The organism is Ruegeria sp. CDSC025, assembly GCF_059610805.1.
Genome location: NZ_JBXWOJ010000005.1, coordinates 152,683 through 173,727, shown reverse-complemented (window position 1 = coordinate 173,727; position 21,045 = coordinate 152,683). Strand labels below are relative to the sequence as shown.

At 57.2% G+C, this 21,045-nt stretch carries 24 protein-coding genes and 1 other RNA gene; 9 read left to right on the top strand and 16 right to left on the bottom strand.

Annotation, left to right across the window (positions count from 1 at the left end; all coding sequences use genetic code 11):
* Window positions 1-57: 57 nt before the first annotated feature.
* Together AC2FH8_RS10020 and AC2FH8_RS10015 are read right to left on the bottom strand one after the other, a co-directional pair.
* Window positions 58-1,836: an SLC13 family permease gene (locus AC2FH8_RS10020; RefSeq protein WP_496689672.1), complete on the bottom strand. Its 1,779-nt coding sequence runs from the start codon at window positions 1,834-1,836 to the stop codon at window positions 58-60.
* A 90-nt stretch (window positions 1,837-1,926) separates the two neighbouring features.
* Window positions 1,927-2,742 (bottom strand): TIGR00282 family metallophosphoesterase, encoded by an 816-nt coding sequence (locus AC2FH8_RS10015; RefSeq protein WP_142636761.1) that lies wholly within the window; start codon window positions 2,740-2,742, stop codon window positions 1,927-1,929.
* 87 nt (window positions 2,743-2,829) lie between these two features.
* Between AC2FH8_RS10015 and AC2FH8_RS10010 the strand changes: the two genes are divergently transcribed.
* Entirely contained in the window at window positions 2,830-3,063 is a 234-nt protein-coding gene (locus AC2FH8_RS10010; RefSeq protein ID WP_496689671.1) for a putative hemolysin, read from the top strand.
* An 8-nt stretch (window positions 3,064-3,071) separates the two neighbouring features.
* Here the strand turns inward: AC2FH8_RS10010 and AC2FH8_RS10005 are convergent, their stop codons facing one another.
* Both AC2FH8_RS10005 and mgtE read right to left on the bottom strand, forming a co-directional pair.
* On the bottom strand, window positions 3,072-3,629 hold the full coding sequence (locus tag AC2FH8_RS10005) for a 5-formyltetrahydrofolate cyclo-ligase (protein WP_281994934.1): 558 nt from the start codon (window positions 3,627-3,629) through the stop codon (window positions 3,072-3,074).
* Window positions 3,626-5,020, bottom strand: a complete 1,395-nt coding sequence (gene mgtE, locus AC2FH8_RS10000) for a magnesium transporter (protein ID WP_496689670.1) — start codon at window positions 5,018-5,020, stop codon at window positions 3,626-3,628. The genes AC2FH8_RS10005 and mgtE overlap by 4 nt, the downstream gene beginning before the upstream one ends.
* A 140-nt stretch (window positions 5,021-5,160) precedes the next feature.
* Here mgtE and guaD point away from each other — a divergent pair, with 140 nt between their 5' ends.
* Window positions 5,161-6,450, top strand: coding sequence for a guanine deaminase (guaD, locus tag AC2FH8_RS09995; RefSeq protein WP_496689705.1), 1,290 nt, complete (start codon window positions 5,161-5,163; stop codon window positions 6,448-6,450).
* Here guaD and AC2FH8_RS09990 read toward each other — a convergent pair.
* The 3 genes from AC2FH8_RS09990 to AC2FH8_RS09980 all read right to left on the bottom strand — a co-directional run bounded on the left by AC2FH8_RS09990 (window position 6,447) and on the right by AC2FH8_RS09980 (window position 9,103).
* Window positions 6,447-7,781: an 8-oxoguanine deaminase gene (locus AC2FH8_RS09990; RefSeq protein WP_281994936.1), complete on the bottom strand. Its 1,335-nt coding sequence runs from the start codon at window positions 7,779-7,781 to the stop codon at window positions 6,447-6,449. The genes guaD and AC2FH8_RS09990 overlap by 4 nt on opposite strands.
* Before the next feature lie 114 nt (window positions 7,782-7,895).
* On the bottom strand, window positions 7,896-8,687 hold the full coding sequence (gene hisN / locus AC2FH8_RS09985) for a histidinol-phosphatase (RefSeq protein WP_496689669.1): 792 nt from the start codon (window positions 8,685-8,687) through the stop codon (window positions 7,896-7,898).
* A gap of 44 nt (window positions 8,688-8,731) precedes the next feature.
* Window positions 8,732-9,103 (bottom strand): helix-turn-helix domain-containing protein, encoded by a 372-nt coding sequence (locus AC2FH8_RS09980; protein WP_142636749.1) that lies wholly within the window; start codon window positions 9,101-9,103, stop codon window positions 8,732-8,734.
* Between the two features lie 339 nt (window positions 9,104-9,442).
* Between AC2FH8_RS09980 and AC2FH8_RS09975 the strand changes: the two genes are divergently transcribed.
* Entirely contained in the window at window positions 9,443-10,399 is a 957-nt protein-coding gene (locus tag AC2FH8_RS09975) for an NADPH:quinone oxidoreductase family protein (protein ID WP_496689668.1), read from the top strand.
* Between the two features lie 7 nt (window positions 10,400-10,406).
* On the opposite strand, the gene AC2FH8_RS09970 is transcribed toward AC2FH8_RS09975, so the two are convergent.
* Window positions 10,407-11,288: a LysR family transcriptional regulator gene (locus AC2FH8_RS09970; RefSeq protein WP_142636745.1), complete on the bottom strand. Its 882-nt coding sequence runs from the start codon at window positions 11,286-11,288 to the stop codon at window positions 10,407-10,409.
* Between the two features lie 125 nt (window positions 11,289-11,413).
* Here AC2FH8_RS09970 and AC2FH8_RS09965 point away from each other — a divergent pair, with 125 nt between their 5' ends.
* The gene (locus tag AC2FH8_RS09965; RefSeq protein ID WP_496689667.1) at window positions 11,414-11,623 is read left to right on the top strand and encodes a DUF1127 domain-containing protein; all 210 of its coding nucleotides are present in this window, start codon (window positions 11,414-11,416) and stop codon (window positions 11,621-11,623) included.
* Window positions 11,624-11,804: 181 nt separating this feature from the next.
* Window positions 11,805-12,584 carry a Bax inhibitor-1/YccA family protein gene (locus AC2FH8_RS09960; RefSeq protein ID WP_142636741.1) on the top strand — a complete coding sequence of 260 codons (780 nt, stop codon included), beginning with the start codon at window positions 11,805-11,807 and terminating at the stop codon, window positions 12,582-12,584.
* A gap of 166 nt (window positions 12,585-12,750) precedes the next feature.
* Here the strand turns inward: AC2FH8_RS09960 and AC2FH8_RS09955 are convergent, their stop codons facing one another.
* The 7 genes from AC2FH8_RS09955 to gatC form a co-directional block, all read right to left on the bottom strand.
* A complete protein-coding gene (locus AC2FH8_RS09955) occupies window positions 12,751-13,269 on the bottom strand; it encodes a hypothetical protein (protein ID WP_142636739.1) in 519 nt (172 codons plus the stop codon).
* 216 nt (window positions 13,270-13,485) lie between these two features.
* Window positions 13,486-13,653 carry a 50S ribosomal protein L33 gene (rpmG, locus tag AC2FH8_RS09950; RefSeq protein WP_007799108.1) on the bottom strand — a complete coding sequence of 56 codons (168 nt, stop codon included), beginning with the start codon at window positions 13,651-13,653 and terminating at the stop codon, window positions 13,486-13,488.
* Window positions 13,654-13,934: 281 nt separating this feature from the next.
* Window positions 13,935-14,326, bottom strand: an RNA gene (rnpB, locus tag AC2FH8_RS09945) — RNase P RNA component class A.
* Window positions 14,327-14,338: 12 nt separating this feature from the next.
* Window positions 14,339-15,094 (bottom strand): N-acetylmuramoyl-L-alanine amidase, encoded by a 756-nt coding sequence (locus AC2FH8_RS09940; RefSeq protein WP_496689704.1) that lies wholly within the window; start codon window positions 15,092-15,094, stop codon window positions 14,339-14,341.
* Window positions 15,045-15,737 carry a hypothetical protein gene (locus tag AC2FH8_RS09935; protein ID WP_496689666.1) on the bottom strand — a complete coding sequence of 231 codons (693 nt, stop codon included), beginning with the start codon at window positions 15,735-15,737 and terminating at the stop codon, window positions 15,045-15,047. Before AC2FH8_RS09935 ends, AC2FH8_RS09940 begins: the two co-directional genes overlap by 50 nt.
* Window positions 15,738-15,776: 39 nt before the next feature.
* Window positions 15,777-17,264 carry an Asp-tRNA(Asn)/Glu-tRNA(Gln) amidotransferase subunit GatA gene (gene gatA, locus AC2FH8_RS09930; RefSeq protein ID WP_496689665.1) on the bottom strand — a complete coding sequence of 496 codons (1,488 nt, stop codon included), beginning with the start codon at window positions 17,262-17,264 and terminating at the stop codon, window positions 15,777-15,779.
* A 3-nt stretch (window positions 17,265-17,267) separates the two neighbouring features.
* Window positions 17,268-17,555, bottom strand: a complete 288-nt coding sequence (gatC, locus tag AC2FH8_RS09925; protein WP_142636734.1) for an Asp-tRNA(Asn)/Glu-tRNA(Gln) amidotransferase subunit GatC — start codon at window positions 17,553-17,555, stop codon at window positions 17,268-17,270.
* Between the two features lie 227 nt (window positions 17,556-17,782).
* On the opposite strand from gatC, the gene AC2FH8_RS09920 reads away from it, so the two are divergent.
* Both AC2FH8_RS09920 and AC2FH8_RS09915 read left to right on the top strand, forming a co-directional pair.
* On the top strand, window positions 17,783-17,941 hold the full coding sequence (locus AC2FH8_RS09920) for a hypothetical protein (RefSeq protein ID WP_185956681.1): 159 nt from the start codon (window positions 17,783-17,785) through the stop codon (window positions 17,939-17,941).
* Between the two features lie 135 nt (window positions 17,942-18,076).
* On the top strand, window positions 18,077-18,640 hold the full coding sequence (locus tag AC2FH8_RS09915) for a DUF4202 domain-containing protein (protein WP_496689663.1): 564 nt from the start codon (window positions 18,077-18,079) through the stop codon (window positions 18,638-18,640).
* Here AC2FH8_RS09915 and AC2FH8_RS09910 read toward each other — a convergent pair.
* A complete protein-coding gene (locus tag AC2FH8_RS09910; RefSeq protein ID WP_271949387.1) occupies window positions 18,631-19,287 on the bottom strand; it encodes a ceramidase domain-containing protein in 657 nt (218 codons plus the stop codon). The two genes, AC2FH8_RS09915 and AC2FH8_RS09910, sit on opposite strands and share 10 nt — an antisense overlap.
* 58 nt (window positions 19,288-19,345) lie before the next feature.
* On the opposite strand from AC2FH8_RS09910, the gene AC2FH8_RS09905 reads away from it, so the two are divergent.
* Both AC2FH8_RS09905 and AC2FH8_RS09900 read left to right on the top strand, forming a co-directional pair.
* A complete protein-coding gene (locus AC2FH8_RS09905) occupies window positions 19,346-20,038 on the top strand; it encodes a metal-dependent hydrolase (protein ID WP_496689661.1) in 693 nt (230 codons plus the stop codon).
* Between the two features lie 7 nt (window positions 20,039-20,045).
* On the top strand, window positions 20,046-21,023 hold the full coding sequence (locus AC2FH8_RS09900) for a nuclear transport factor 2 family protein (protein ID WP_496689659.1): 978 nt from the start codon (window positions 20,046-20,048) through the stop codon (window positions 21,021-21,023).
* The last annotated feature ends 22 nt before the right edge of the window (window positions 21,024-21,045 follow it).

Below are 21,045 nucleotides of genomic sequence, written 5' to 3'. Positions count from 1 at the left end.
TGTCTGGATCAGCCTTTACAAGACCGTCAGCGCAAAACCGGCGGGTTCGCGCCGGTGTTACAACGGCCAGATGATCGGAATAAGCAACGAAGCAAGCAGCCCTACCGTCAGGTTCAAGGGGATGCCAACCTTCATGAAATCGACAAACCGATATCCCCCCGGACCATAGACCATCATGTTGGTCTGATATCCGATTGGTGTCGCAAAGGATGCAGATGCCGCCAACATCACCGCAACTACCAGCGGCCTTGGGTCTACGCCGACGGCCTGTGCCAACCCGATTGCGATCGGCGTGACCACTACCGCAACGGCGTTGTTGGAGACGAGTTCGGTAAGCACCGAGGTCAAAACATAGATGGCCCAAACGATCAGGAACGGTGGCAGCGCACTTAGCCCAGGTGCGATTGCATCGACGATCAGGGAAACCGCCCCAGACTTATCAAGCGCGGCCCCGATGGCCAGCATCGAGAATATCAGCGCCAGAAGCCGCCCCTCGATAAAGGAAAACGCCTCATCCGCGTCTATGCAGCGGGTGACCAGAACCAGAGCGACCGCAAGAATGGAGAGCAACAGAATTGGCGCCACACCCAATGCAGCCAATACGACGATCCCGATAAGTGCGCCAATCGCCACCGGAGCGTGATTGCGGCGGAACGCACGCGCCGAGGGCTGTGTCACGTCGACCATATCCATATCAGCGGCAAGCTTCTGGATATCGGCAGGCGATCCCTCCAACAGCAGAGTATCCCCGACCCGCACCACGAGGTCGTCTAGTTGACGACCGATATTCTGGTTCCGCCGATGTACCGCCAGAACGTAGACACCATAGCGGCGGCGCAGGCGCATCACGCCCAGCGTTCGCCCAACCATACGGCACCCCGGTGTGATCAGCACTTCGACCGTTTTGGTCTCGACCGCAGAAACCTGATCAACACGCTTTAACTCTTTGTTGCTTTGCAGGCTCAGCAACTCGGTCATCTCGGTCCGCAGGACCACGCGATCCCCAACCTCAAGCGTCACCCCTTTGAGGTTGCGCCGCAAAGACTCGTCCCCGCGGACTACGTCAATCAGGCGTACGCCGGGACGCTTGAACAGTTGCACTCCTGTCACTTCGCGCCCGATCAGGTTGCTGTCAGGCGGGATGACGGCCTCGGTGAAGAATTTCATCTTGGACCGGTCACTGAGAAGCGAGGCCATGCTATCGCGTTCAGGCAGCAGGCGCGGCGCAACAAAGCGCAGATAGATCATGCCGTAGATCACCACTGCGATGCCCAAGGGCGTGACTTCGAAAATCGTGAATGCAGCCAGACCCTGAGATCGCGCGACACCATCCACAAGCAGGTTGGTCGAGGTGCCGATCAGTGTCAGCGTCCCCCCCATGATGGCAGCATAGCTGAGCGGGATCAGCAGTTTCGAGGCCGGCACGTTCAACGTGCGGGCAATCTGTACAAAAACCGGGATCATCACGACGACCACGGGTGTGTTTGACACCACCGCCGAGGCCAGAACCACAAACCCCATCAGCATGGCAATCGCGATACGCGGGTTAACTTGTGCCTGTTTCTGCGCAGTTGCGGTAAAGGAATCCAATGCCCCGGTTCTGACCAGAGCCCCCATGACGATGAACATCGCCGCAATCGTCCATGGCGCAGGATTGGACAGAACTGCCAACGCGCTTTGATAGGGCAGGATACCGGTCACCAGCATCAGGGCAACGCCCGCGATGGCGACAACTTCGGTCGGGTAAGCCTCGCGCAGGAACATGACAAACATGCCTGCGACAACCAATAGCGCCACGATCGCGCTGCCCGTTTCTGTCAGTTGAAGAAATTGCATTCGTGGTATTTAGTCCGAACCCTGGCCCAGCTTGCGCGCCCGTCGGGCAGTTTCCCGTATTGCGGGCAGCAGGGCAAGCCCAACGTCGCGCTATTGCGGCCCGGCTTGTTGCAAGCGACCCCCAACGCGCACCATTTGCACGGATTTTGCCTGACCATTGCGATCATCGGTTTCCACGAACACACCGCTTAGCGTTGCTTCGCCATTTGCAGGCGTGAACCGCGCCTTGGGCATCCCGGTGATGAACCGACGCATCGGTTCTAGCTTTTCCATACCAATGACAGAATCGTAATCCCCACACATCCCGGCATCGGTCAGATAGGCTGTTCCCCCCGGAAGTATCTGAGCATCCGCGGTTGGAACATGCGTATGGGTTCCAACCACGAGGCTGGCGCGCTTGTCGCAATAATGCCCCATCGCCATCTTCTCGGATGTGGCTTCGCAATGCATGTCAACGATGATCGCCTGGGCCTGACCGCCGCGCGGGTGCGACTTCAGAATTGGCTCGATCGCCGAAAACGGATCATCGAAGGGCCGCTTCATAAAGACCTGCCCCAGCACCTGTACAACCAGAACCTTGCGCCCGCCCGGCGCGGTATACAGACGGTGCCCGCGTCCCGGAGCACCCTTAGCAAAGTTAACGGGGCGCACAATGCGCGGTTCGCTCTCGATGAATTGCAACATGTCCTTCTGGTCGAAAGCGTGGTCGCCCAGCGTCAGGCAATCCGCCCCTGCATCTAACAGCAGCTTGGCATGATCCCCGGTCAAACCCATTCCGTTCGAGGCGTTCTCACCATTGATCACCACGAAATCCAGCCGCCATTCGTCGCGCAGACGTGGCAGATGTTGCTGAACAGCCGCGCGTCCAGCGCGGCCCATAACGTCACCCAGAAAAAGTATCCTCATAGAAACCGTCTAAGTGTGGCAATTCGCAAGTACAAGCCGTTAAGCTGACCCAATGAACGGCAAAACTCTTTATTTAGGAGATTCTTTATGTTTCGGATCGGTCTGACCTTTGGTGTCTGTGCCACGCTTGCTGCCTGCTCGGAAGGGCAAGCAGTCAACTCAAACCCACAGCTGCCAAATCCCTCGGCCATCTATTGCATCGACAGCGGTGGGAGGTATGAAATTCGGGACGGAGAGAATGGCCAGACCGGCGTGTGCATATTGCCTGATGGCACCGAAAAAAATGCCTGGGAATATTTTCGCGCTAAAAACCAGGGCTGATACCTTCGTTAAAAGGTCAACACTCGGCTTTCGGTTACTACCATATCAAGCGGCTGATCCGTCGATTCCAGCGGCAGCCCGTCTGCTTCTTGCGCATCGAAGGCAAAACCGATGGCCAGAGTCGGGCGTTTCACGCGCAGCCCTTCCAATGTCCGGTCATAGAACCCGCCCCCATAACCCAGACGCCCCCCATTTGCATCGAATGCCACCAGCGGAACGATCAGAATTTCGGGATCGAAATAGTCATCGACCTCGGGCACTTTGGCGCCAAACGGGCCATCCTTCAGCCTGCCTTCGGGCGTCCAACGAGAGAATTTCAGCGGCTGTCCGGCCGCCTGAATAACCGGTACGCCCACCGGGCCGTAAGCGGACGCCTCGGCCATGGCGGGCAGCGGGTCACTCTCGGTCCGGATGGGCATATAACCCGACAGGGGTACTCCGCGGTGCCCGGCCAGAATTTCAGACAGTCGCCCGGCGGCACCGGGCGGATTTGCATCAAACGCAGATTTGCGCCGGGCAAAGGCCGCCTTGCGCGCGGCAGCTTTGATTTCGGTCAGATCGGTCACAATAGCACCACGCTGGCAAGCCCAAGAAAGATAAAGAATCCCATGACATCCGTCGTTGTCGTCACAAAGGTTCCTGACGCCAGCGCCGGGTCAATACCCATCCGGTCTAGCACGACCGGTACTACCGTACCTGCAAAGCCTGCGATCACCATGTTCACGACCAGAGCGGAGCCAATCACGACACCCAGCAACGGCGAGCCGAACCAATACATTCCCACCACGCCCAGAACGGTGGCAAAACACAGCCCGTTCAACATGCCCACCAGCAGTTCCCGTCGGATCACCCGCATCACGTTCGCACCTGTCAGGTCGCGCGTTGCCAGGGCTCGCACTGCGACGGTCAGCGATTGTGTCCCCGCATTGCCCCCCATCGAGGCCACAATCGGCATCAGAATGGCCAATGCCACCAACTGATCAATCGCCGCCTCGAATTGGGAAATCACCAGCGAGGCGCAGATCGAAGTACACAGGTTGACCGCCAACCACGGCAGGCGTCGCCTGCTGGTCGCGGCCACACTGTCGGACAGCGAGCTTTCGTTGCTGACACCGGCTAGGCGCAACATATCCTCTTCGTATTCCTCATCCAGCACCACCATCGCGTCATCAATGGTGATCACACCAACAAGCCGTCCGTCACCATCCACCACTGGGGCCGAGATCAGGTGGTACTGATTGAACGCATAGGCCACGTCCTCTTCATCCTGATCGACGGGAATGGTATAGAACTCTTCTTCGGCAATTTCGTGCAGAGGCACCTCGCGCCGGGTGGCCATGAGTTTGCCCAGTGTTACCTGTGCTGTTGGCTTCAACCGCGGATCAACAAGAACCAAATGGTAGAATTGTTCTGGCAGTCCGTCATTGGCACGCATAAAGTCAATGGCCTGCCCAACTGTCCAATGCTCGGGCGCCATGACGACTTCGCGTTGCATAAGCCGTCCGGCCGAGTTTTCCGGGTAGGATAACGCCTGTTCGGCCGCGATCCGTTCGGAATCCTCCAGCGCACCCAGGATGGCTTCTTGCTGCGGCTCTTCAAGGTCTTCCAGCAGATCGACGACATCGTCGCTTTCCATGTCGCGTACGGCATCCGCCAGAACATCGGGACGCAGGACTTCAATAACTTCTTCCCTGACACCTTCGTCCAGTTCAGACAGAATATCGCCGTCGAACTCTTTGTCATACAGACGGATCAACCGGGTGCGGTCATAGGGGTTGATCTGTTCCAGAAGGTCGGCGATGTCGGCAGCGTGCAGCGGGTCCATCAATTCGACCAGCTTATCGCGGTCATCAACATCAACTGCATACAGAATGGATGCTACCGTTCGACGATCCAGTGCATAAGCGTCATCATCAGAAGTCGGCTCACTTACGGGTTCGTTAATACCTGTTGTCATATCTGCCCCCGCTCTGTTCGCCCATTGGCCCCTAAATAGAAGAAGCAGCTACCGGAAAACAATGACAATGCGCCGATTTACCGACAACTTTCCTGCCCCTATGCTGTTTCGCAGTCCCAGACAGGCGGAGATGAATGAGTATGGCGCAAAAAACGCTGCTGAAAGGGCGTGTCCTGAGTTTCACTGGCACCCCGTTCGAGGGCGAACCGACCGAGGCTGTCAAAATCAGCGAAGCGGTTCTGATCGAAAACGGTCGGATTTCCAGCGTATCGGATGCCGACAGTCTGAACAACGCCCACCCCGAGGCAAAAGTCGTGGATCATGGTCAGCACGTGATCCTTGCAGGATTTGTTGATGCGCATGTGCATTATCCGCAGACCGCCATGATCGCCAGTTGGGGCAAACGCCTGATCGACTGGCTGAACACCTATACCTTCCCCGAAGAGATGAAATTCGGCGATGCAGCCTATGCCTCTGAGATTGCCAACCGGTATCTGGACCTGACAGCGGCACATGGCACCACCACGATGTGCAGCTATTGCACCATCCATCCCGAGAGTGTTGATGCCTTTTTCCTTGCGGCCAAACAACGCGGTCAACGGGTGGTTGCGGGCAAAACCTGCATGGACCGTAACGCGCCCGATGGTCTGAGGGATACGGCCCAAACCGCCTATGACCAGTCCCAGGCCTTGCTTGAGAAATGGCACGGGATCGACCGCCTGTCCTATGCGATTACGCCGCGTTTCTCACCCACCTCCACACCCGAACAGCTAGAGGCCATGGGCGCATTATGGGCAGAGCATCCCCATTGCCTGATGCAAACCCATCTCAGCGAACAGACTGATGAAATTGCCTGGGTACGCGAGCTGTTTCCCGACGCCCGCGATTATCTGGACACCTATGAAAAGTTCGGCCTGCTGGGCCCCAACGGCCTGTATGGCCACGTCATCCACCTTGAGGCACGTGAACGCGACCGACTGCGTGAGGTCGACGCTGCGTTGATCCATTGTCCGACCTCAAACACCTTTATCGGGTCAGGACTGTTCGACATGGCAGGGTTGATGCGCGACGGACACCGGGTTGGTCTGGCAACGGATACTGGTGGCGGTTCAAGTTTCTCGATGCTGCGCACGATGGCATCGGCCTATGAGATCGGACAGCTGCGCGGAACCCCGCTGCACGCCGCGCAACTGCTGTGGCTTGGCACCGTAGGGTCGGCCCGAACGCTGAGGCTGGATGACAGCATCGGCAATATCGCCCCGGGAATGGAGGCCGACCTGATCGTGCTCAATCTCGCCTCAACCCCGGCCATCGCGCAACGCGAGGCCTGCGCCGATGATTTGTGGGAGGCCATCTTTCCCACCATCATGATGGGCGATGACAGGGCGATTGCCGAGGTTTGGATCGCAGGTCAACCTGTCAGGACCTAGGATTGCAAGGCAAGGGCCAATCGGTTCTGCCGTTCAATCACCCGGGGCAGATCCAGCGTTGCGATCTGCCCGTCCCGCACGATCTGACGGCCTTCGACAAACAGGTGCTTTACCCTCGTCGGACCGGCAAGCAACAGGGCTGCCGGATCCCAACTGCCCGCGCTTTCGATGCCGCGCGTATCCCAAATGGCTATATCGGCACGCTTACCGATAGCCAGACGGCCGCAATCAGGTCGGTTCAAGACATCCGCCCCACCCCGCGTGGCAATTTCAAGCGCCTCGCGAGAGGACATGGCATCGGCACCGCTTGCGACTCGCTGCAACAACATAGCCTGCCGCGCCTCGAGGATCAGATTGCCGCTGTCATTGCTGGCCGACCCATCGACGCCAAGACCCACAGGCACGCCACTATCTCGCATCGACCTTACCGGTGCTATCCCCGAGCCCAACCGGCAGTTCGAACAGGGACAGTGGGCCACGCCAGTCCGGGACCGGGCAAACAGATCAATCTCTGCCCCGTCCAGTTTCACGCAATGGGCGTGCCAAACATCTGATCCGGTCCATCCCAAATCCTCGGCATATTGACCAGGACGGCACCCGAATTGTTCCTGAGAATAGGCGATATCCTCGTCATTTTCGGCCAGATGGGTGTGGAGCATTACGCCTTTGTCACGGGCCAGATTGGCCGTGTCTCGCATCAAGTCGCGACTGACAGAGAACGGCGAGCAAGGTGCCAGCCCGACCCGACACATTGCACCCTCTGACGGGTCATGAAAGGCGTCGACCACACGCATCATGTCTTCGAGAATAGCTGCTTCGGCTTCGACCAGAGCATCCGGTGGCAGGCCGCCATCGCTTTCGCCAATACTCATCGCGCCGCGCGTTGGGTGGAACCGCAGGCCGACCTCAGCCGCCGCAGCAATGGTGTCATCCAGACGCGCGCCGTTGGGGTATAGATACAGGTGATCAGAACTGAGCGTACATCCCGACAGAGCCAGCTCGGCTAAACCGATCTGGGCGGATACGAACATCTCTTCGGGGCCAAATCGCGACCAGATCGGATAGAGCGTTTTCAGCCATCCGAACAAAAGCGCATCCTGCCCGCCAGGCACGGCGCGGGTCAGGGTCTGGTACAGATGGTGGTGCGTGTTCACGAGGCCGGGCGTAACCACACATCCGCTTGCATTATGGATCTCTGCGGTTGCCTGCAACCCGTGGCCGATCTGTTCGATCTGTCCATCTCGGATCAGAATATCCGCGCCCGAAAGCTCTCGGCGCTGGTCATCCATGGTCAGGATCGTGTCTGCATTTTTGATGAGGATACCAGTCATCTTGCTCTCCTTGCATCGCCCGTTTCATGCATGGAGTGCAAAAGCTGGCGGAAAACGGGCACAAGAACCAGCCGGCTCAAGGTTAATCCGCTCGCCGGGTCGCCGCAACAATTTTCAGAAGTTGCGCAGAATTTCCAGCGCAGCTGCGTGAATATCCGGGTTTGCCGCCGCCAGAGCCCGACCGCCATTATGGGCGGGGCCGCCTTGCCAGTCTGTGACGATACCGCCAGCCGCATGAATCACGGCGATTGGCGCCTGAATGTCATAGGCGTTCAGACCTGCTTCGATCACCAAATCCACCTGACCCGCTGCAAGCAGAGCATAAGCATAGCAATCCATTCCATAGCGGGTCAGGCGTACGTGCTGTGACACAGCCTCAAACCCGGCACGATCTTCCGACGCGCCGACCTCGGGGAAGGTCGTGAACAGAATCGCCTGGTCCAGAGAAGGTGTTGAACGGGTCTTCAGGGACATATCACCCGTAGGACCATGGCTTCGCGCGATATCCGCCGAGCCGATGAAGCGTTCCCCGATATACGGCTGGTCGATGATCCCCATGGTTGGCCCGTCCTGCGTGCTAAGCGCAATCAGAACCCCCCATGTCGGTGTCCCGCTGATAAACCCTCGGGTGCCGTCGATCGGATCCAGAACCCAGGTGCGGCCACTTTGCCCCTCGTGCTGCCCATATTCCTCGCCAAATATTCCATCTTGGGGCCGATGTCGGGCTAAAACCGCGCGCATGGCTTTTTCGGCTGCGCGGTCGGCGACAGTGACCGGATCAAATCCCTGATCCAGCTTATTCGAAGTCTCAAGATTAGACTGCCTGAAAAAAGGAAGAATGGCCGCACGCGCCGCGTCGGCCATTTCTTCAGCTACTTCAAGATCACTCAGCGACATCTTATCCATACGCTACCCGTGCGTTTCGTCAGGATCAGAGTCAACCCGTGAAATCAGGCAACATCACTCAGAACGCGCGCAAGCTCGAACAGGCGGCGACGCTGGTTTTCCGGTATGGCATAGTAAGAGCGGACGAGATCCAGGGCTTCTTTGTCGCCCATAAGGTCTGCAGGAACCGATTTCTTATCCGAGCTTCCTTTCTCGACCTCTTCCAGGCCTTCAAAGAAGAAACTGACCGGAACATCCAATGCCTCGGCAATGTCCCAAAGACGAGACGCGCTGATTCGATTGGCACCGGTTTCATATTTCTGGATTTGCTGAAACTTGATACCAACTTGCTGTGCCAACTGCTGTTGGGTCATGCCAATCAGCCAGCGGCGATGCCTGACGCGTTTGCCCACATGGACATCGACGTGATGGGTCATTGGTACTATCCTCCCTTACACACACAACTGAAACGGGTGCGCAACATGCTTTGTTACCGCAACATTAGCGAGCCCGACTTAACCACTCCCTAATTTGGAACATGCCCCCCAAATCAGCACCATAGCGCACTATTACGTTTTTTGGCGCTTTTTTCAAGAAGGTTGAATCTGATTCCACAAACAATGGTTTATAGTTGTGTTGTGAATACCGCGCACACGTTGATTCCGATCTGAAAACAATCACCTGATCAACACCGGATTAACGGGGTCTTCAGCAGGGTAACAGATTGACAAGACCACGACAGCACTGACCTATGCCCGAAAAGACGGAGCCAAATCATGCTGGCGTTTCATATCCAGACCAACGGGGCCAAGGCCCAGCTTTGCAATATTGACCTGCCAGAACCCGGCGACAGCCAGGTCTGCATTCAAATCAAAGCCTGCGGTTTGAATTTTGCGGATCTCCTTATGCAGAAGGGGACGTATCAGGACACCCCGGTGGCGCCCTTTTCCTTGGGCATGGAAGTCGCAGGGATTGTTCGCGAAATTGGAAACAATGTACGCCACCTGAACGCGGGTGACCGTGTCGCTGTCTATTCCGGCCAGGGTGGCCTCGCTGAATTCGGAGTGTTCGACGCCGATCGTGCAATCGCAATCCCTGACTCTATGAGCTTTGAAGACGCCGCCGCAATTCAGATCACATATGGCACCAGTCATATTGCCTTGGATCACCGTGCGCGGCTCAGGCCCGGCGAAACCCTTTTGGTGACCGGTGCGGCAGGTGGCGTCGGCCTGACGGCGGTAGAGATCGGCAAGCTTATGGGTGCCACGGTTATTGCGCAGGCGCGCGGCAGTGAGAAACTCAAGGTGGCACAGAGGGCCGGGGCCGATCATCTGATCGACGCATCCGAAGATCTGCGCGCCCGTGTCCAGGCATTAGGAGGCGCGGATGTCGTATATGACGCGATCGGCGGCGATGTGTTTAAAGCCGCCTTTCGCGCGACCAACCCCGAAGGTCGCATCCTGCCCATTGGCTTTGCGGGCGGTGAGGTGCCGCAAATTCCGGCCAACCACCTACTGGTCAAGAACCTGACAGTCATCGGGCTCTACATCGGCGGCTACTTGAAGTTTCGACCTCAGATTGTGACGGACAGCTTTGAAACGCTGTTTCGCTGGCATAGCGAGGGCCGCATCAAACCGCATATCAGCCATGTCCTGCCCCTGTCCGAAGCCGAACGCGGACTGGCCATGCTGCGCGACAGGACGGCCACCGGGAAAGTTGTCATAACCCCTTAAGGGATGATCAACCGACAACGGCTTTGAGCGGCACCCCCCCAAGCAAACGAAAGTTCTGGCGCACCAGCGTCGCCAACGCCTCAACCACGGCCCCGCGGCCAGTTTCGCCGCCATACAGATTTATCATATGCGCAGGAAGCTCGGGCAGGACGCCACCCGAATCGATCTGGGCAAGATGTGCGGCCTCTGTCCCTTCGAGCATGGCATGAACCGCCAAATCGGCGCTGACCGTTGCCTCGATAGTACGGTCGTTTTCGGTTTCCACCGAAAGCTCCCAGGGAATTCCAGCCGCATCCAGCGCAGCAATGACCTGCGGCCTGAACAGACACCGACGCCCAAGCGCTAGCGGAATGGGGCGTTTTCGCCAGGCAGACCCGCCCGGCGCACCAATCCAGCGCAAAGGAAGCTCGGCAATCGTCTCGGCCCCCTGCCCCACTGTCGCCTCGGTCGTTAGGATCAAATCGCAGTCTCCGCGCTTAAACATATCCTTCAGTTGCAGCGAATAGGAGGAGATAAGCTGCACACGGACGCGTGGGAAATCCGCGTTGAATCGCTGCAGCACCCGGGGAATCGCCGGATAGACGATATCATGCGGCACACCAAGAACGACCTCGCCCTCATAGGCCTGATCCGTCAGCTTGGACATCACCTCGTCATTCAACGAGATCATGCGTCTGGCATAGGCCAAAAGCTGTTCTCCCGACGCTGTCAGCGCGATGGTTCTGCCACTTCGGTCCAGCAGCTCCAGACCTAAAAGCTCCTCCAACCGCTTTAGCTGCATCGATACGGCAGATTGTGTCAGGTGCAGGAAACCGGCTGCCCGCGTCACGCCACCCTGATCGGCAACTGCCACAAAGGAGCGGAGAGTGGTGATGTCCAGATTTCGCATCTTCACGATTCCTTATGGATGTGTTCAATAATATTCATTTTCAAAATGTGTCACAGCCCTCCATATAAATCAAGGAAGTTGATGCAATAGGCACAACACATCAGCAAAACCGAAAGGACAAGGCTATGACGCAAATCACAGCTTCAACATATTGCAAGCCACGGCAGCGCTTTAAGCTCACTTCTGTTCTGGATGCGCTATCGCTACGGCGCCAACGCTGTCAGCTCGCCAGATTGGACGACCGCGCCCTTCTCGATATCGGCATTACCCGTGAAGAGGCCGAAGCCGAAGCAAAACGCCGCATATGGGATGCTCCGGAATTCTGGCAAAGATGAACCTAATCCACTACTTTTACCACTGAATGGCGGCTGACACCTCGAAGCCGCCATTTTTGTTGCGTGTTTTAGCCTGTTTCCCACGTTAAACCCTTGAAACACAGCCCGCACTTGACGATATTTGCGAGGAGCGCGGCCTGACATCGGGACGCAAAAAGAATATGTGGAGGGAGACCTTTTAATGGCACAATTTGACACGATCCGGACGGCGACCGGTACGCGCGCTGCCCAGATTGACGAGGGCCTGCGCGCCCATATGAACAAAGTCTACGGCACAATGTCCGTGGGCATGCTGATTACGGCACTCGCGGCCTGGGCTATTGCTGGTCTTGCCGTGACCTCAGATCCAAGCAACGCAGTTGCTCAGATCGGCGCTGATCGTTATCTGACCAGCCTGGGCGGCACCCTGTTCCTGTCGCCGCTGAAATGGATAGTGATGTTCTCACCGCTGGCATTCCTGATCTTTGGCTGGGGCGCGCTGATGCGGCGCGGGTCGGCTGCGGCGGTGCAACTGGGTTTCTTCGTATTCGCGGCCGTTATGGGCGTTTCGATGAGCTCGGTGTTCATGATCTACACTCCTTACTCGATCGCGCAGACGTTCATTGTGACCTCGATTGCCTTTGCTGGTCTGAGCCTGTTTGGCTACACCACCAAGCGCAATCTAAGCGGCATGGGCACATTCCTGATTATGGGTGTGATCGGCCTGCTGGTGGCGATGGTCATAAATATGTTCCTGCAATCGCCTGCGATGATGTTCGCGATCTCGGCAATCGGAGTGATTATCTTTGCTGGCCTGACGGCGTTCTACACACAGGACATCAAAAACACCTACGTTGCGCATGCAACACATGGTGACCAGGAATGGCTGAACAAAGCGGCTATAGACGGCGCGCTGAGCCTCTATATCTCGTTCCTGAACATGTTCCAGTTCTTGCTGATGTTCATGGGGCAACAAGAGTAGCACACCGCATTACAGCAGCAAATAAACAGGGCGGGTCCGAAACGACCCGCCCTTTTCTTTTGCGGCCTGCAGCAGGTCGCCCTGCGGTCAGCTCCTCGCCACGTGCTCCCAAAAAGAAAGGCCCCGTCCTGATGACGAGGCCTTGGAATTGAAAGCGAACGGAACTTTAGCTGCAGTTCAACTGAACAGCAAATCCGGAACTGCGCTTTTCTGAACCTTTGCGATAAACGTCGCCGACAGGCAAGCAGCCAGTGAATTGTTCGGCGCCAGTACCAAAGTTTGCACCAATCGTATTCGGAACCCTGGTGCGGCTATTTTCGGTACGCACGACGCCGAAAAGCGTTCCGTTCACTTCAACAGTGCTCAGGAACAGGTTTGTATCTGAGCCAGAAACGACTACTGCGCTGGTATCGCTGCGCGCGCCATTTTCTATTGCAACACGTGCAATTTTACCCGGATCGGTCTCGTCCGTTGAAACTCTGACCGGGGGCAGCTCTGCCAACTCTGCGGGAACATTGGTGGACTCTGGAACAAACGCCGCCGCACCCGGCACTTCGCTGATGCTCCGCGGCTCACCATCAATGCCCGTAAAGCCAACACCCTCGCGGTTATAGGGGTCTTCACAGGCTGCGAGAGCCAGAATAGTTGCTGTGGATAACAAGATTTTTTTCATGACGGCCAACATTTTGGAACGGTTAGCTCAAGCGTAGTTGCAATACATTCCAAAAAGCAACCCAGCGGGCAAACGAATGCCTCGGCTGCTGATGCTTCGCTGCAACGGCCTCCAAGCGCGCTCCGGCTGCCTTGAGCCGATAGATTCAGGTATGAAACATCGTCGCGCAAACGAAAAAGGCCCTGTCGAAACAGGACCCTTGTCATTCTGTCCAAGCAGGACGGCAGATTACTTGATCTTGCCTTCCTTGTACTCGACATGCTTCCGAACGACCGGGTCGTATTTACGAACGGTCATTTTCTCGGTCATGGTGCGCGCGTTCTTTTTGGTCACATAGAAGTGGCCCGTGCCCGCGGTCGAGTTCAGACGGATCTTGATTGTCGTCGGCTTCGCCATGGTTATCTCCTGCGTCCGAAAAGGCAGGGGCCTTTCGGTTGAATTCCTATGAGCGTGCGCTTTTACCCGGTCATGCAGCCGAGTCAACCTGAATTCGGGTAGATCGGCGCAGATTTCATCAAAACACAAGATCGTCCCTGCACCCAGCTTATCGCAGACCTTAACGCGGCCATTTCGGCCACAAGGGATGCCAGCTCAGCAGCCACAGCAAGACCTGTATCAAAGGATGACTCCAGCCGTGACCCACCTGTGGAACAACGCGATTCGTCTTAGCAATATTAACGCGCGGAGGGCCTGTAAGCCGGATCTTGTTCCAGGGTTGCCCCCTTCGATGACCATTCCTCTAGGCCGTGCATTGCTGCACGGCTCAAGCTGCCAACCCGGTCCCTCTCGGCCAAGACGCACTTAGCGGCGGTGTCGGCGGACGCCGACCTGCCCGCGTGGGGACCCTATTTGGCATTGCTCCCGGTGGGGCTTGCCGTGCCACCCCTGTTGCCAGGGGCGCGGTGGGCTCTTACCCCACCGTTTCACCCTTACCATGCACGCATGGCGGTCTGATTTCTGTGGCGCTTTCCGTCGGGTCTCCCCGCCCGGGTGTTACCCGGCACCGTTGTCTTGTGGAGTCCGGACTTTCCTCTCGGGCTTACGCCCCAGCGGCCATCCGGCCCTCCGCGCAAAGACCCGACTAAACTTCCGCTCGGATACCGTCAAGATGTTCCATGAACCCTGCCAATCTTTCGATATCACCCATATCCTCCTTGGAAAGCGGGCCGCGCCGCACCGGAGAAAACCGGCTTCTGAACGCTTTCAGTAAATCCTCGGTGCTGGCCTCTGGATAGCCTACTCTCATCGCAATAAATGCGAAGTGTTTCTCATCTGGAGGCATTTGATCCAGGCAAATACCCTTGAGGACAGTAGGCCCTACGGCCAACCCAAGATGCGCAAGGCGATCCCAATCGAACTTGGAACCAGGATCAAGTTTTCGCTGGGGGGCCAAATCCGAATGGCCGATAACATTCCATGGTTGGATTCCCAGACGGTCTTGAATATCCGATAACAAGTTCTCCAAAGCAGCCATTTGCGGCTCCGAAAACGGAACCAGCCCAGTGTTATCCAGTTCTATCCCAATCGAACGCGAATTGATATCGGTTCGCCCGCGCCACTCCCCTGCTCCGGCGTGCCAGGCCCGGTCCTCTTCGCGCACCATTTTCCAAAGCGTGCCATCGGAACCGATCAGGTAATGCGCAGAGACTTCGAAAGCCGGGTCACACAAGCGATCCAGCGCAGCCTGTGCACTGTCCATTGCGGTGTAGTGGAGAACCACCAAAGACGGCGTCAGCCCATCCCGGCGATCTCCGAAATTGGGGGATGGGTGCCAGATGGGCTGAGGATCAGTTGTTGACGGCACTGCGGAACGGGCTGGGATCCCAGCCGCAAGCATATCCGTCGCCATCAGGGTCAAGCCCCTTGCGGTCCTTCTGGGGACCGCCATTTGACAGGAACTCGATCTGCGCCTGGTCCGCCGATGGGAATTTCGCGCAATTCCGCTGTGCCTTGGCCTGCAGGTTGAACCCCGCACGGCTGTAGAGCTGGGCACCGACCGGATTGGATGTGCTCAGCGCGAATTGGACGATGTTTGGCTGACCATCCGCTCCGCGTTGCGGAACCGCGGTTGGGGCGACAACCTCATAGGTTTGGCTGTTCTGTTCGATTCGAGCAGCATCGGTTTCGATACTGCGACGTTCAGAAACCGCAGCAAAATCCTGTTCGTCAGAGATGCCGCTGTTACTGGCAGTCGGCACCGATGCTGAAGTGGCGGTCGCCTGCGTCGAGGTGCTTGCAAGCGCTGCAGCAGTGGCCGTGGCCAGGTCAGCGCCATCCGCGCCCGATGTGGACGAGCCTAAGGGTTGCTGCGAGACCTCATAGGGTTCCGGTAGAGGGCTTCCAGTGCCGCCCTGCCCTGCCAGCTCAGCTTCTCTTTGAGCCTGATAAGACGGGGTGTTGAACCCTGTACCCTGAACCGGGGCCACCGTGTTACAGGCGGCCATCAACCCGATTGCGGGGATCAGAATCGAAAAGCGCATCCAGCTGCTCCGTTCTACGTTGTCTTGTTGATCAGAGGATTACCACCATTTCCCCGGCTTGGCCACAAAGCCCGCAGCGCTTTCCAGCGCATAGGCTGTGTTCAGCAAATCGCCTTCGTCCCATGGACGGCCAATCAGCTGCAGACCAAGCGGCAAACCCTGAGAATCAAGACCCGCAGGAACCGAAATACCCGGCAAACCAGCAAGGTTGACCGTCACGGTAAAGACGTCGTTCAGATACATCTGAACCGGATCCGCCTCGGTCATTTCACCCAGACCGAACGACGCCGACGGCGTGGCCGGGGTCAGGATGGCGTCGACACCGGCGGCGAAGACGTCCTCGAAATCTTTCTTGATCAACGTGCGGACCTTGCGGGCGCGGTTGTAATAGGCGTCATAGAAACCCGCCGACAGAACATATGTCCCGACCATCACCCGGCGCTGCACCTCGTGCCCGAAGCCTTCGGCTCGGGTCTTTTCGTACATCTCTGTGATGCCGTCGCCCTGCCCCAACTGCGCGCGGCGGCCATAGCGGACACCATCATAGCGCGCCAGGTTCGAGGACGCCTCGGCAGGCGCAATCACGTAATAGGCGGGCAGCGCGTACTTGGTATGCGGCAGCGAGATGTCGACGATCTCGGCCCCTGCGTCCTTCAGCATCGCCGCGCCATCTGCCCAGAGTTTTTCGATCTCGGCGGGCATGCCGTCCATCCGGTATTCCTTGGGGATACCGATCTTCTTGCCCTTGATGTCGCCGGTCAGCATGGCCTCGAAATTCGGGACGGCCAACTCGGCGCTGGTGGAATCCTTGGGGTCATGACCGCACATGGTTTCCAGCATGATCGCCGCGTCGCGGACACTCTTGGTCATCGGCCCGGCCTGATCCAGTGAGGATGCAAAGGCCACGATGCCCCAGCGCGAACACCGGCCATAGGTCGGCTTGATGCCAGTAATCCCGACAAAAGCCGCTGGTTGGCGGATCGAGCCGCCAGTATCGGTGCCGGTGGCGGCCAGACACAGATCAGCCGACACCGCCGAAGCCGATCCGCCGGAGGACCCGCCCGGTGTCAGCTGTGCGTCGTCATTGCCACGGCGCCACGGGCTGACCGCATTGCCATAGACCGAAGTTTCGTTGCTGCTGCCCATGGCAAACTCGTCCATGTTCAGCTTGCCCAGCATCACGGCACCCGCATCGGCCAGTTGCTGCGAAACGGTAGATTCGTATTCAGGTTTGAAGCCTTCAAGAATCTTTGAGGCTGCCTGCGAGGGCACACCCTTGGTGCAGAATAGGTCCTTGATGCCGATCGGCAGACCACACATCGACGGCGCATCACCCGCTTTGATGCGCGCATCCGCTGCCTTGGCACGTTCTATCGCGATCTCGGGGGTTTTATGAACAAAAGCGTTCAGCGCATCTGCTGCATCAATGGCGGTCAAGCAGGCTTCGGTCAGCTCGACCGAGGTGACATCACCGGCACGCAGCGCGTCGCGGGCTTCGGCCAGGCCCAGTTTGTTCAGATCGCTCATGTCTTACTCCACCACTTTGGGGACTGCGAAAAAACCTTCGCGTGCGTCGGGGGCATTGGCCAGAACCTTGTCCTGCTGGTTGCCGTCGGTGACCACATCCTGGCGGCGCTTCAGGCGCATCGGTTCGACCGAAACCATCGGCTCGACACCGTCGACATCCACTTCATTCAACTGTTCGATGAACCCAAGAATGGTGTTGAACTCGGATGCCAGCGCAGGCAGCGCGTCATCCTCGACCTTGATCCGGGCCAGTTTGGCCACCTTTGCGGCGGTGCTTTGGTCAATCGACATCGGAAAACCTCATATGCGTCAGGGGGCATTTACCTGTCTGATGCCTCGGTCGCAAGGGTAGCAGGCGGTTGTTCTGCCCCTTCTATGCAAGGAGGCGGCTTAGCCATACAAAAATGCATAGCGCCTATGCACAAAAGTAAACCAATTAGTTCAGAATCCGCCTTGAAAAAGTGAACTGCGCCGTTCACTTCTTACAGCATGGCACAGCCACTAACTGGAGTAAGATGATGAAAACGCTCATGACCGCATTTGTGTTGGCCACTACTGTTCTTGCTACGCAAGCTCAGGCATTCGGACCCACCATGGGTTCGCTAACCCGCGACCTGTCTTTCCCCGATCAGGTTTCCGAACCAGTTACACAGGACAAAACGAAGCTGGGTAACTGACGCCACAACTTCGTCCGGGTCGGATCCCCCTCTCCGACCCGGAATTTCGCATTTGACTGCTGCGTTTGATTTGCCGACTCGCTACGATGCGTCCGAACACACCGCCGGATTTCCGGCAAGCCCACGGAGCATAGAATGAGCGCGCGAAAACAGGCAGTCCTGGACGCAATCGACGCAGCCAACACCCAAGATCCAACCTTGGAGAACGGCCAACCCGCAGCGTTGCTTTACGGACAACGCATGAGCGCTGAACTGGCCAGGCTTTTTCCCGATGCATCGAACTCGCTTGAGATCGCCGCACGCGGGCAACATGTTGAACGCTGGAAGCTGGCCCGAAGTGAATATCCCGAAGGGCGCGCCGGGTATCTGGCTTGGCGCAAGGCGCAGGGCGAACACCATGCGCAAACCGTCATGACCTTGATGAAGCAGTGCGGATTTGAAGAAAACGAAATCCAAGACGCCGGACGCATGGTGCGCAAGCAGGGTATCAAACGTGACAACGAGGTACAGGCGCTGGAAGATGTGGCCTGTTTTGTGTTCCTCAAATGGTATTTCGCTCCCTTCGCCGCAAAGCACTCGCAGGAAAAAATCCTCAGCATTGTCGAGAAAACCGCGCGTAAGATGTCATCCGATGCACGCACCAGGGTTCTGGCCGAATTTGACCTGCCGACAGAACTGGCTGCTGCGTTTCAGGCCTGAGACGCACGGCTTAGGTGCCTGCGGTAGACCTCGATCATCCAGCCCAACATCGTGGCGTTCAGGATGTGCCACAGAAAATGCGTGCCAGTCGGGAACTGCGTGCAAATCGGTGCGTCCAAAGCGCGAAAGGTAATTGACACGATCAGGATCACTGCGCCGGTCGCCAGCCCGCGGGCGGTATCAGGCAGGCATTTCGACAACAGGACGGCGTAAATCAGGATCAATAGCGGCACCGGAGCATAGGCGGCCGATCCGCCCAGACCCGGAATCAGTTGGAACACCGGAATCGTCAAAGCGGCATATGGCACAAACAGGGCCGCGCCGATCCCCGCGTAAAGCGGCCGCAACTGCCAGACGTCGCGATTCATTGCAAAAATATAGGTCAGGATAAAAAGCAGGATGGGTGCTGTATCCGCCAACGCGGACCAGACCTGTGCATGGGTGTGAAACAAATAACTGCCAATTCCGATGCCGACCAGGATAACCACAAGCATTTTTGCCAATGGCATCCCCGGCCCGCGCACCCGCCGCCACATAATGAAAGCCGCAATCAAAAAGGCGGCATTCGTAACCGCATTTATCGGCTCTGCCCAATAGGCAGGCGATAAACGCTCGCAATAACTGTCAATTTCCCGAAACCAATCCATGAAATTTTACATACCCGATGCTAGTCTGCAGCCAACAGTTCATTTGGGAGTGCTTTTCATGAATATCATCTGGCTTGGGCATGGCAGCTTTCGCATTGAAACAGCAGGACAGGTTCTTCTGATCGACCCTTGGCTGACCGGCAACCCCGTTTTGCCTGAAGATCAGCATGACGCTGCTTTGGAAGACGCGACACATATCCTGCTGACACACACGCATTTCGATCATGTTGTTGACGTTGTCTCATTGGCCAAACATCTGAACGTCCCCGTGGTCGGTCAGTATGACCTAATGGGGTACTGGAGCGAAGCCGAGGGTCTGGAAACAGTCGGCTTCAACAAAGGCGGCACGGTCAACCTGAACGGTGTTATGGTCTCGATGGTACCCGCCTCGCACAGCTCGACATTTTCGACCCCAGACGGGCTGCGAACCGGCGGCAGCGAGGTCGGTTTCATGATCTCATCCGAGGGGCACATGCTCTATGTTTCGGGCGACACCGATATCATGGCCGATATGGACTGGATGGGGGATTACTATAATCCCGATATTGGTATCCTGTCCGCAGGGGGCCACTTTACCATGGACATGAGAGGCGCCGCCTATGCTGCAAAGCGCTATTTCAATTTCAAAACCGTGATTCCCTGCCATTACAAGACCTTCCCGATTCTGGAACAATCCGCGCAGGTGCTGGCGGACGGTTTGCCGGGTGTCGAGGTGATCGAACCGCAGCTGATGCAAGCCATCAAGCTGTAGCCGCTTGATGAGTAACGCGGTAACACCCTCTCCAGAACTGGTCGCTGTCATACGGCGCTGGAATGATGCGGTTCGCCTCAAGGATCGCGCCGCGCTGATGAACCTGCTCTCGTCATCTGAACATCTGCGGTATCAGGGGTCGGCAGATGGCGAAAGCTGGTCCGGACAGGTGTTCCGCCAGGGCTTTGCCGACCACACCCGCGAAATTCCGGATTTCAGCTGGGACGAACATTCGCTCGAGGCGTTTGAATGCGGTGACATAGGATGGGCCCATTGCGAAGCAACACTTGCATTCACATCAAACGGCAAAGCCACACTCCATAGGTTCACCTTTGTATTGCATCTGGAAAACGGTGTCTGGAAGATGATCCAGATGCATGTCTCCAACCCGACTTCGAACATGGAGAAAATCGGGATCGAGCATGAAGCGCTGAACGCATTGATCGCGGCAGCTCGGCAGGAATTCACTCAGGATCAACAAGAGGGCGCGGCATCGGTCATGTTTACTGATATCGCGGGTTCTTCTGAAATTACGCGTAAGGTCGGAGATCACAAATGGACCGCGCTCATATCCAGCCATTTCGATCTGGCTGAAAATCTGATTCACACCCATGGCGGCCGACTGGTCAAATCACTTGGGGATGGCACGATGTCGATCTTCTCCTCTGTCCACGACGCGATCCAAGCGGCGACCGAATTCCAGAGGGAAAATGCGGCCCTACAGTCGGATATACCCTTGGGTCTTCGGGTTGGCATTCATACCGGCGATGTCATTCAGCGGGACGAGGATTTCTTTGGATCAGTGGTCAATAAGGCCGCACGGGTGACTGGCCTTTGTGGCGCAAATGAAATTCTTGTCACCGACGTTACCCGATTGCTGCTGGGCGCGACCGCCGGGCTGCAGTTCAGCGCTCCGATTTCGGCTCAACTAAAGGGGTTCGGTGGTCCACAGACGGTCTATCGCGTGGACTGGGCCAAACCCTAGCACCGCAGGCCGGTGGTCCCAA

What these genes read in the sequence shown, in the direction of transcription:
- AC2FH8_RS09940 (WP_496689704.1), bottom strand. Translation starts at nt 15,094, where the DNA reads ATGCTTGCGGCTGGGATCCCAGCCCGTTCCGCAGTGCCGTCAACAACT.
- guaD (WP_496689705.1), top strand. Translation starts at nt 5,161, where the DNA reads ATGGCGCAAAAAACGCTGCTGAAAGGGCGTGTCCTGAGTTTCACTGGC.
- AC2FH8_RS09905 (WP_496689661.1), top strand. Translation starts at nt 19,346, where the DNA reads ATGAATATCATCTGGCTTGGGCATGGCAGCTTTCGCATTGAAACAGCA.
- gatC (WP_142636734.1), bottom strand. Translation starts at nt 17,555, where the DNA reads ATGTCGATTGACCAAAGCACCGCCGCAAAGGTGGCCAAACTGGCCCGG.
- AC2FH8_RS09970 (WP_142636745.1), bottom strand. Translation starts at nt 11,288, where the DNA reads ATGCGAAATCTGGACATCACCACTCTCCGCTCCTTTGTGGCAGTTGCC.
- mgtE (WP_496689670.1), bottom strand. Translation starts at nt 5,020, where the DNA reads ATGACAACAGGTATTAACGAACCCGTAAGTGAGCCGACTTCTGATGAT.
- AC2FH8_RS09955 (WP_142636739.1), bottom strand. Translation starts at nt 13,269, where the DNA reads ATGTTGGCCGTCATGAAAAAAATCTTGTTATCCACAGCAACTATTCTG.
- rpmG (WP_007799108.1), bottom strand. Translation starts at nt 13,653, where the DNA reads ATGGCGAAGCCGACGACAATCAAGATCCGTCTGAACTCGACCGCGGGC.
- AC2FH8_RS09915 (WP_496689663.1), top strand. Translation starts at nt 18,077, where the DNA reads ATGAGCGCGCGAAAACAGGCAGTCCTGGACGCAATCGACGCAGCCAAC.
- gatA (WP_496689665.1), bottom strand. Translation starts at nt 17,264, where the DNA reads ATGAGCGATCTGAACAAACTGGGCCTGGCCGAAGCCCGCGACGCGCTG.
- hisN (WP_496689669.1), bottom strand. Translation starts at nt 8,687, where the DNA reads ATGGATAAGATGTCGCTGAGTGATCTTGAAGTAGCTGAAGAAATGGCC.
- AC2FH8_RS09965 (WP_496689667.1), top strand. Translation starts at nt 11,414, where the DNA reads ATGACGCAAATCACAGCTTCAACATATTGCAAGCCACGGCAGCGCTTT.
- AC2FH8_RS09960 (WP_142636741.1), top strand. Translation starts at nt 11,805, where the DNA reads ATGGCACAATTTGACACGATCCGGACGGCGACCGGTACGCGCGCTGCC.
- AC2FH8_RS09910 (WP_271949387.1), bottom strand. Translation starts at nt 19,287, where the DNA reads ATGGATTGGTTTCGGGAAATTGACAGTTATTGCGAGCGTTTATCGCCT.
- AC2FH8_RS09900 (WP_496689659.1), top strand. Translation starts at nt 20,046, where the DNA reads ATGAGTAACGCGGTAACACCCTCTCCAGAACTGGTCGCTGTCATACGG.
- AC2FH8_RS09975 (WP_496689668.1), top strand. Translation starts at nt 9,443, where the DNA reads ATGCTGGCGTTTCATATCCAGACCAACGGGGCCAAGGCCCAGCTTTGC.
- AC2FH8_RS09920 (WP_185956681.1), top strand. Translation starts at nt 17,783, where the DNA reads ATGAAAACGCTCATGACCGCATTTGTGTTGGCCACTACTGTTCTTGCT.
- AC2FH8_RS09980 (WP_142636749.1), bottom strand. Translation starts at nt 9,103, where the DNA reads ATGACCCATCACGTCGATGTCCATGTGGGCAAACGCGTCAGGCATCGC.
- AC2FH8_RS10020 (WP_496689672.1), bottom strand. Translation starts at nt 1,836, where the DNA reads ATGCAATTTCTTCAACTGACAGAAACGGGCAGCGCGATCGTGGCGCTA.
- AC2FH8_RS10015 (WP_142636761.1), bottom strand. Translation starts at nt 2,742, where the DNA reads ATGAGGATACTTTTTCTGGGTGACGTTATGGGCCGCGCTGGACGCGCG.
- AC2FH8_RS09990 (WP_281994936.1), bottom strand. Translation starts at nt 7,781, where the DNA reads ATGACTGGTATCCTCATCAAAAATGCAGACACGATCCTGACCATGGAT.
- AC2FH8_RS10010 (WP_496689671.1), top strand. Translation starts at nt 2,830, where the DNA reads ATGTTTCGGATCGGTCTGACCTTTGGTGTCTGTGCCACGCTTGCTGCC.
- AC2FH8_RS09935 (WP_496689666.1), bottom strand. Translation starts at nt 15,737, where the DNA reads ATGCGCTTTTCGATTCTGATCCCCGCAATCGGGTTGATGGCCGCCTGT.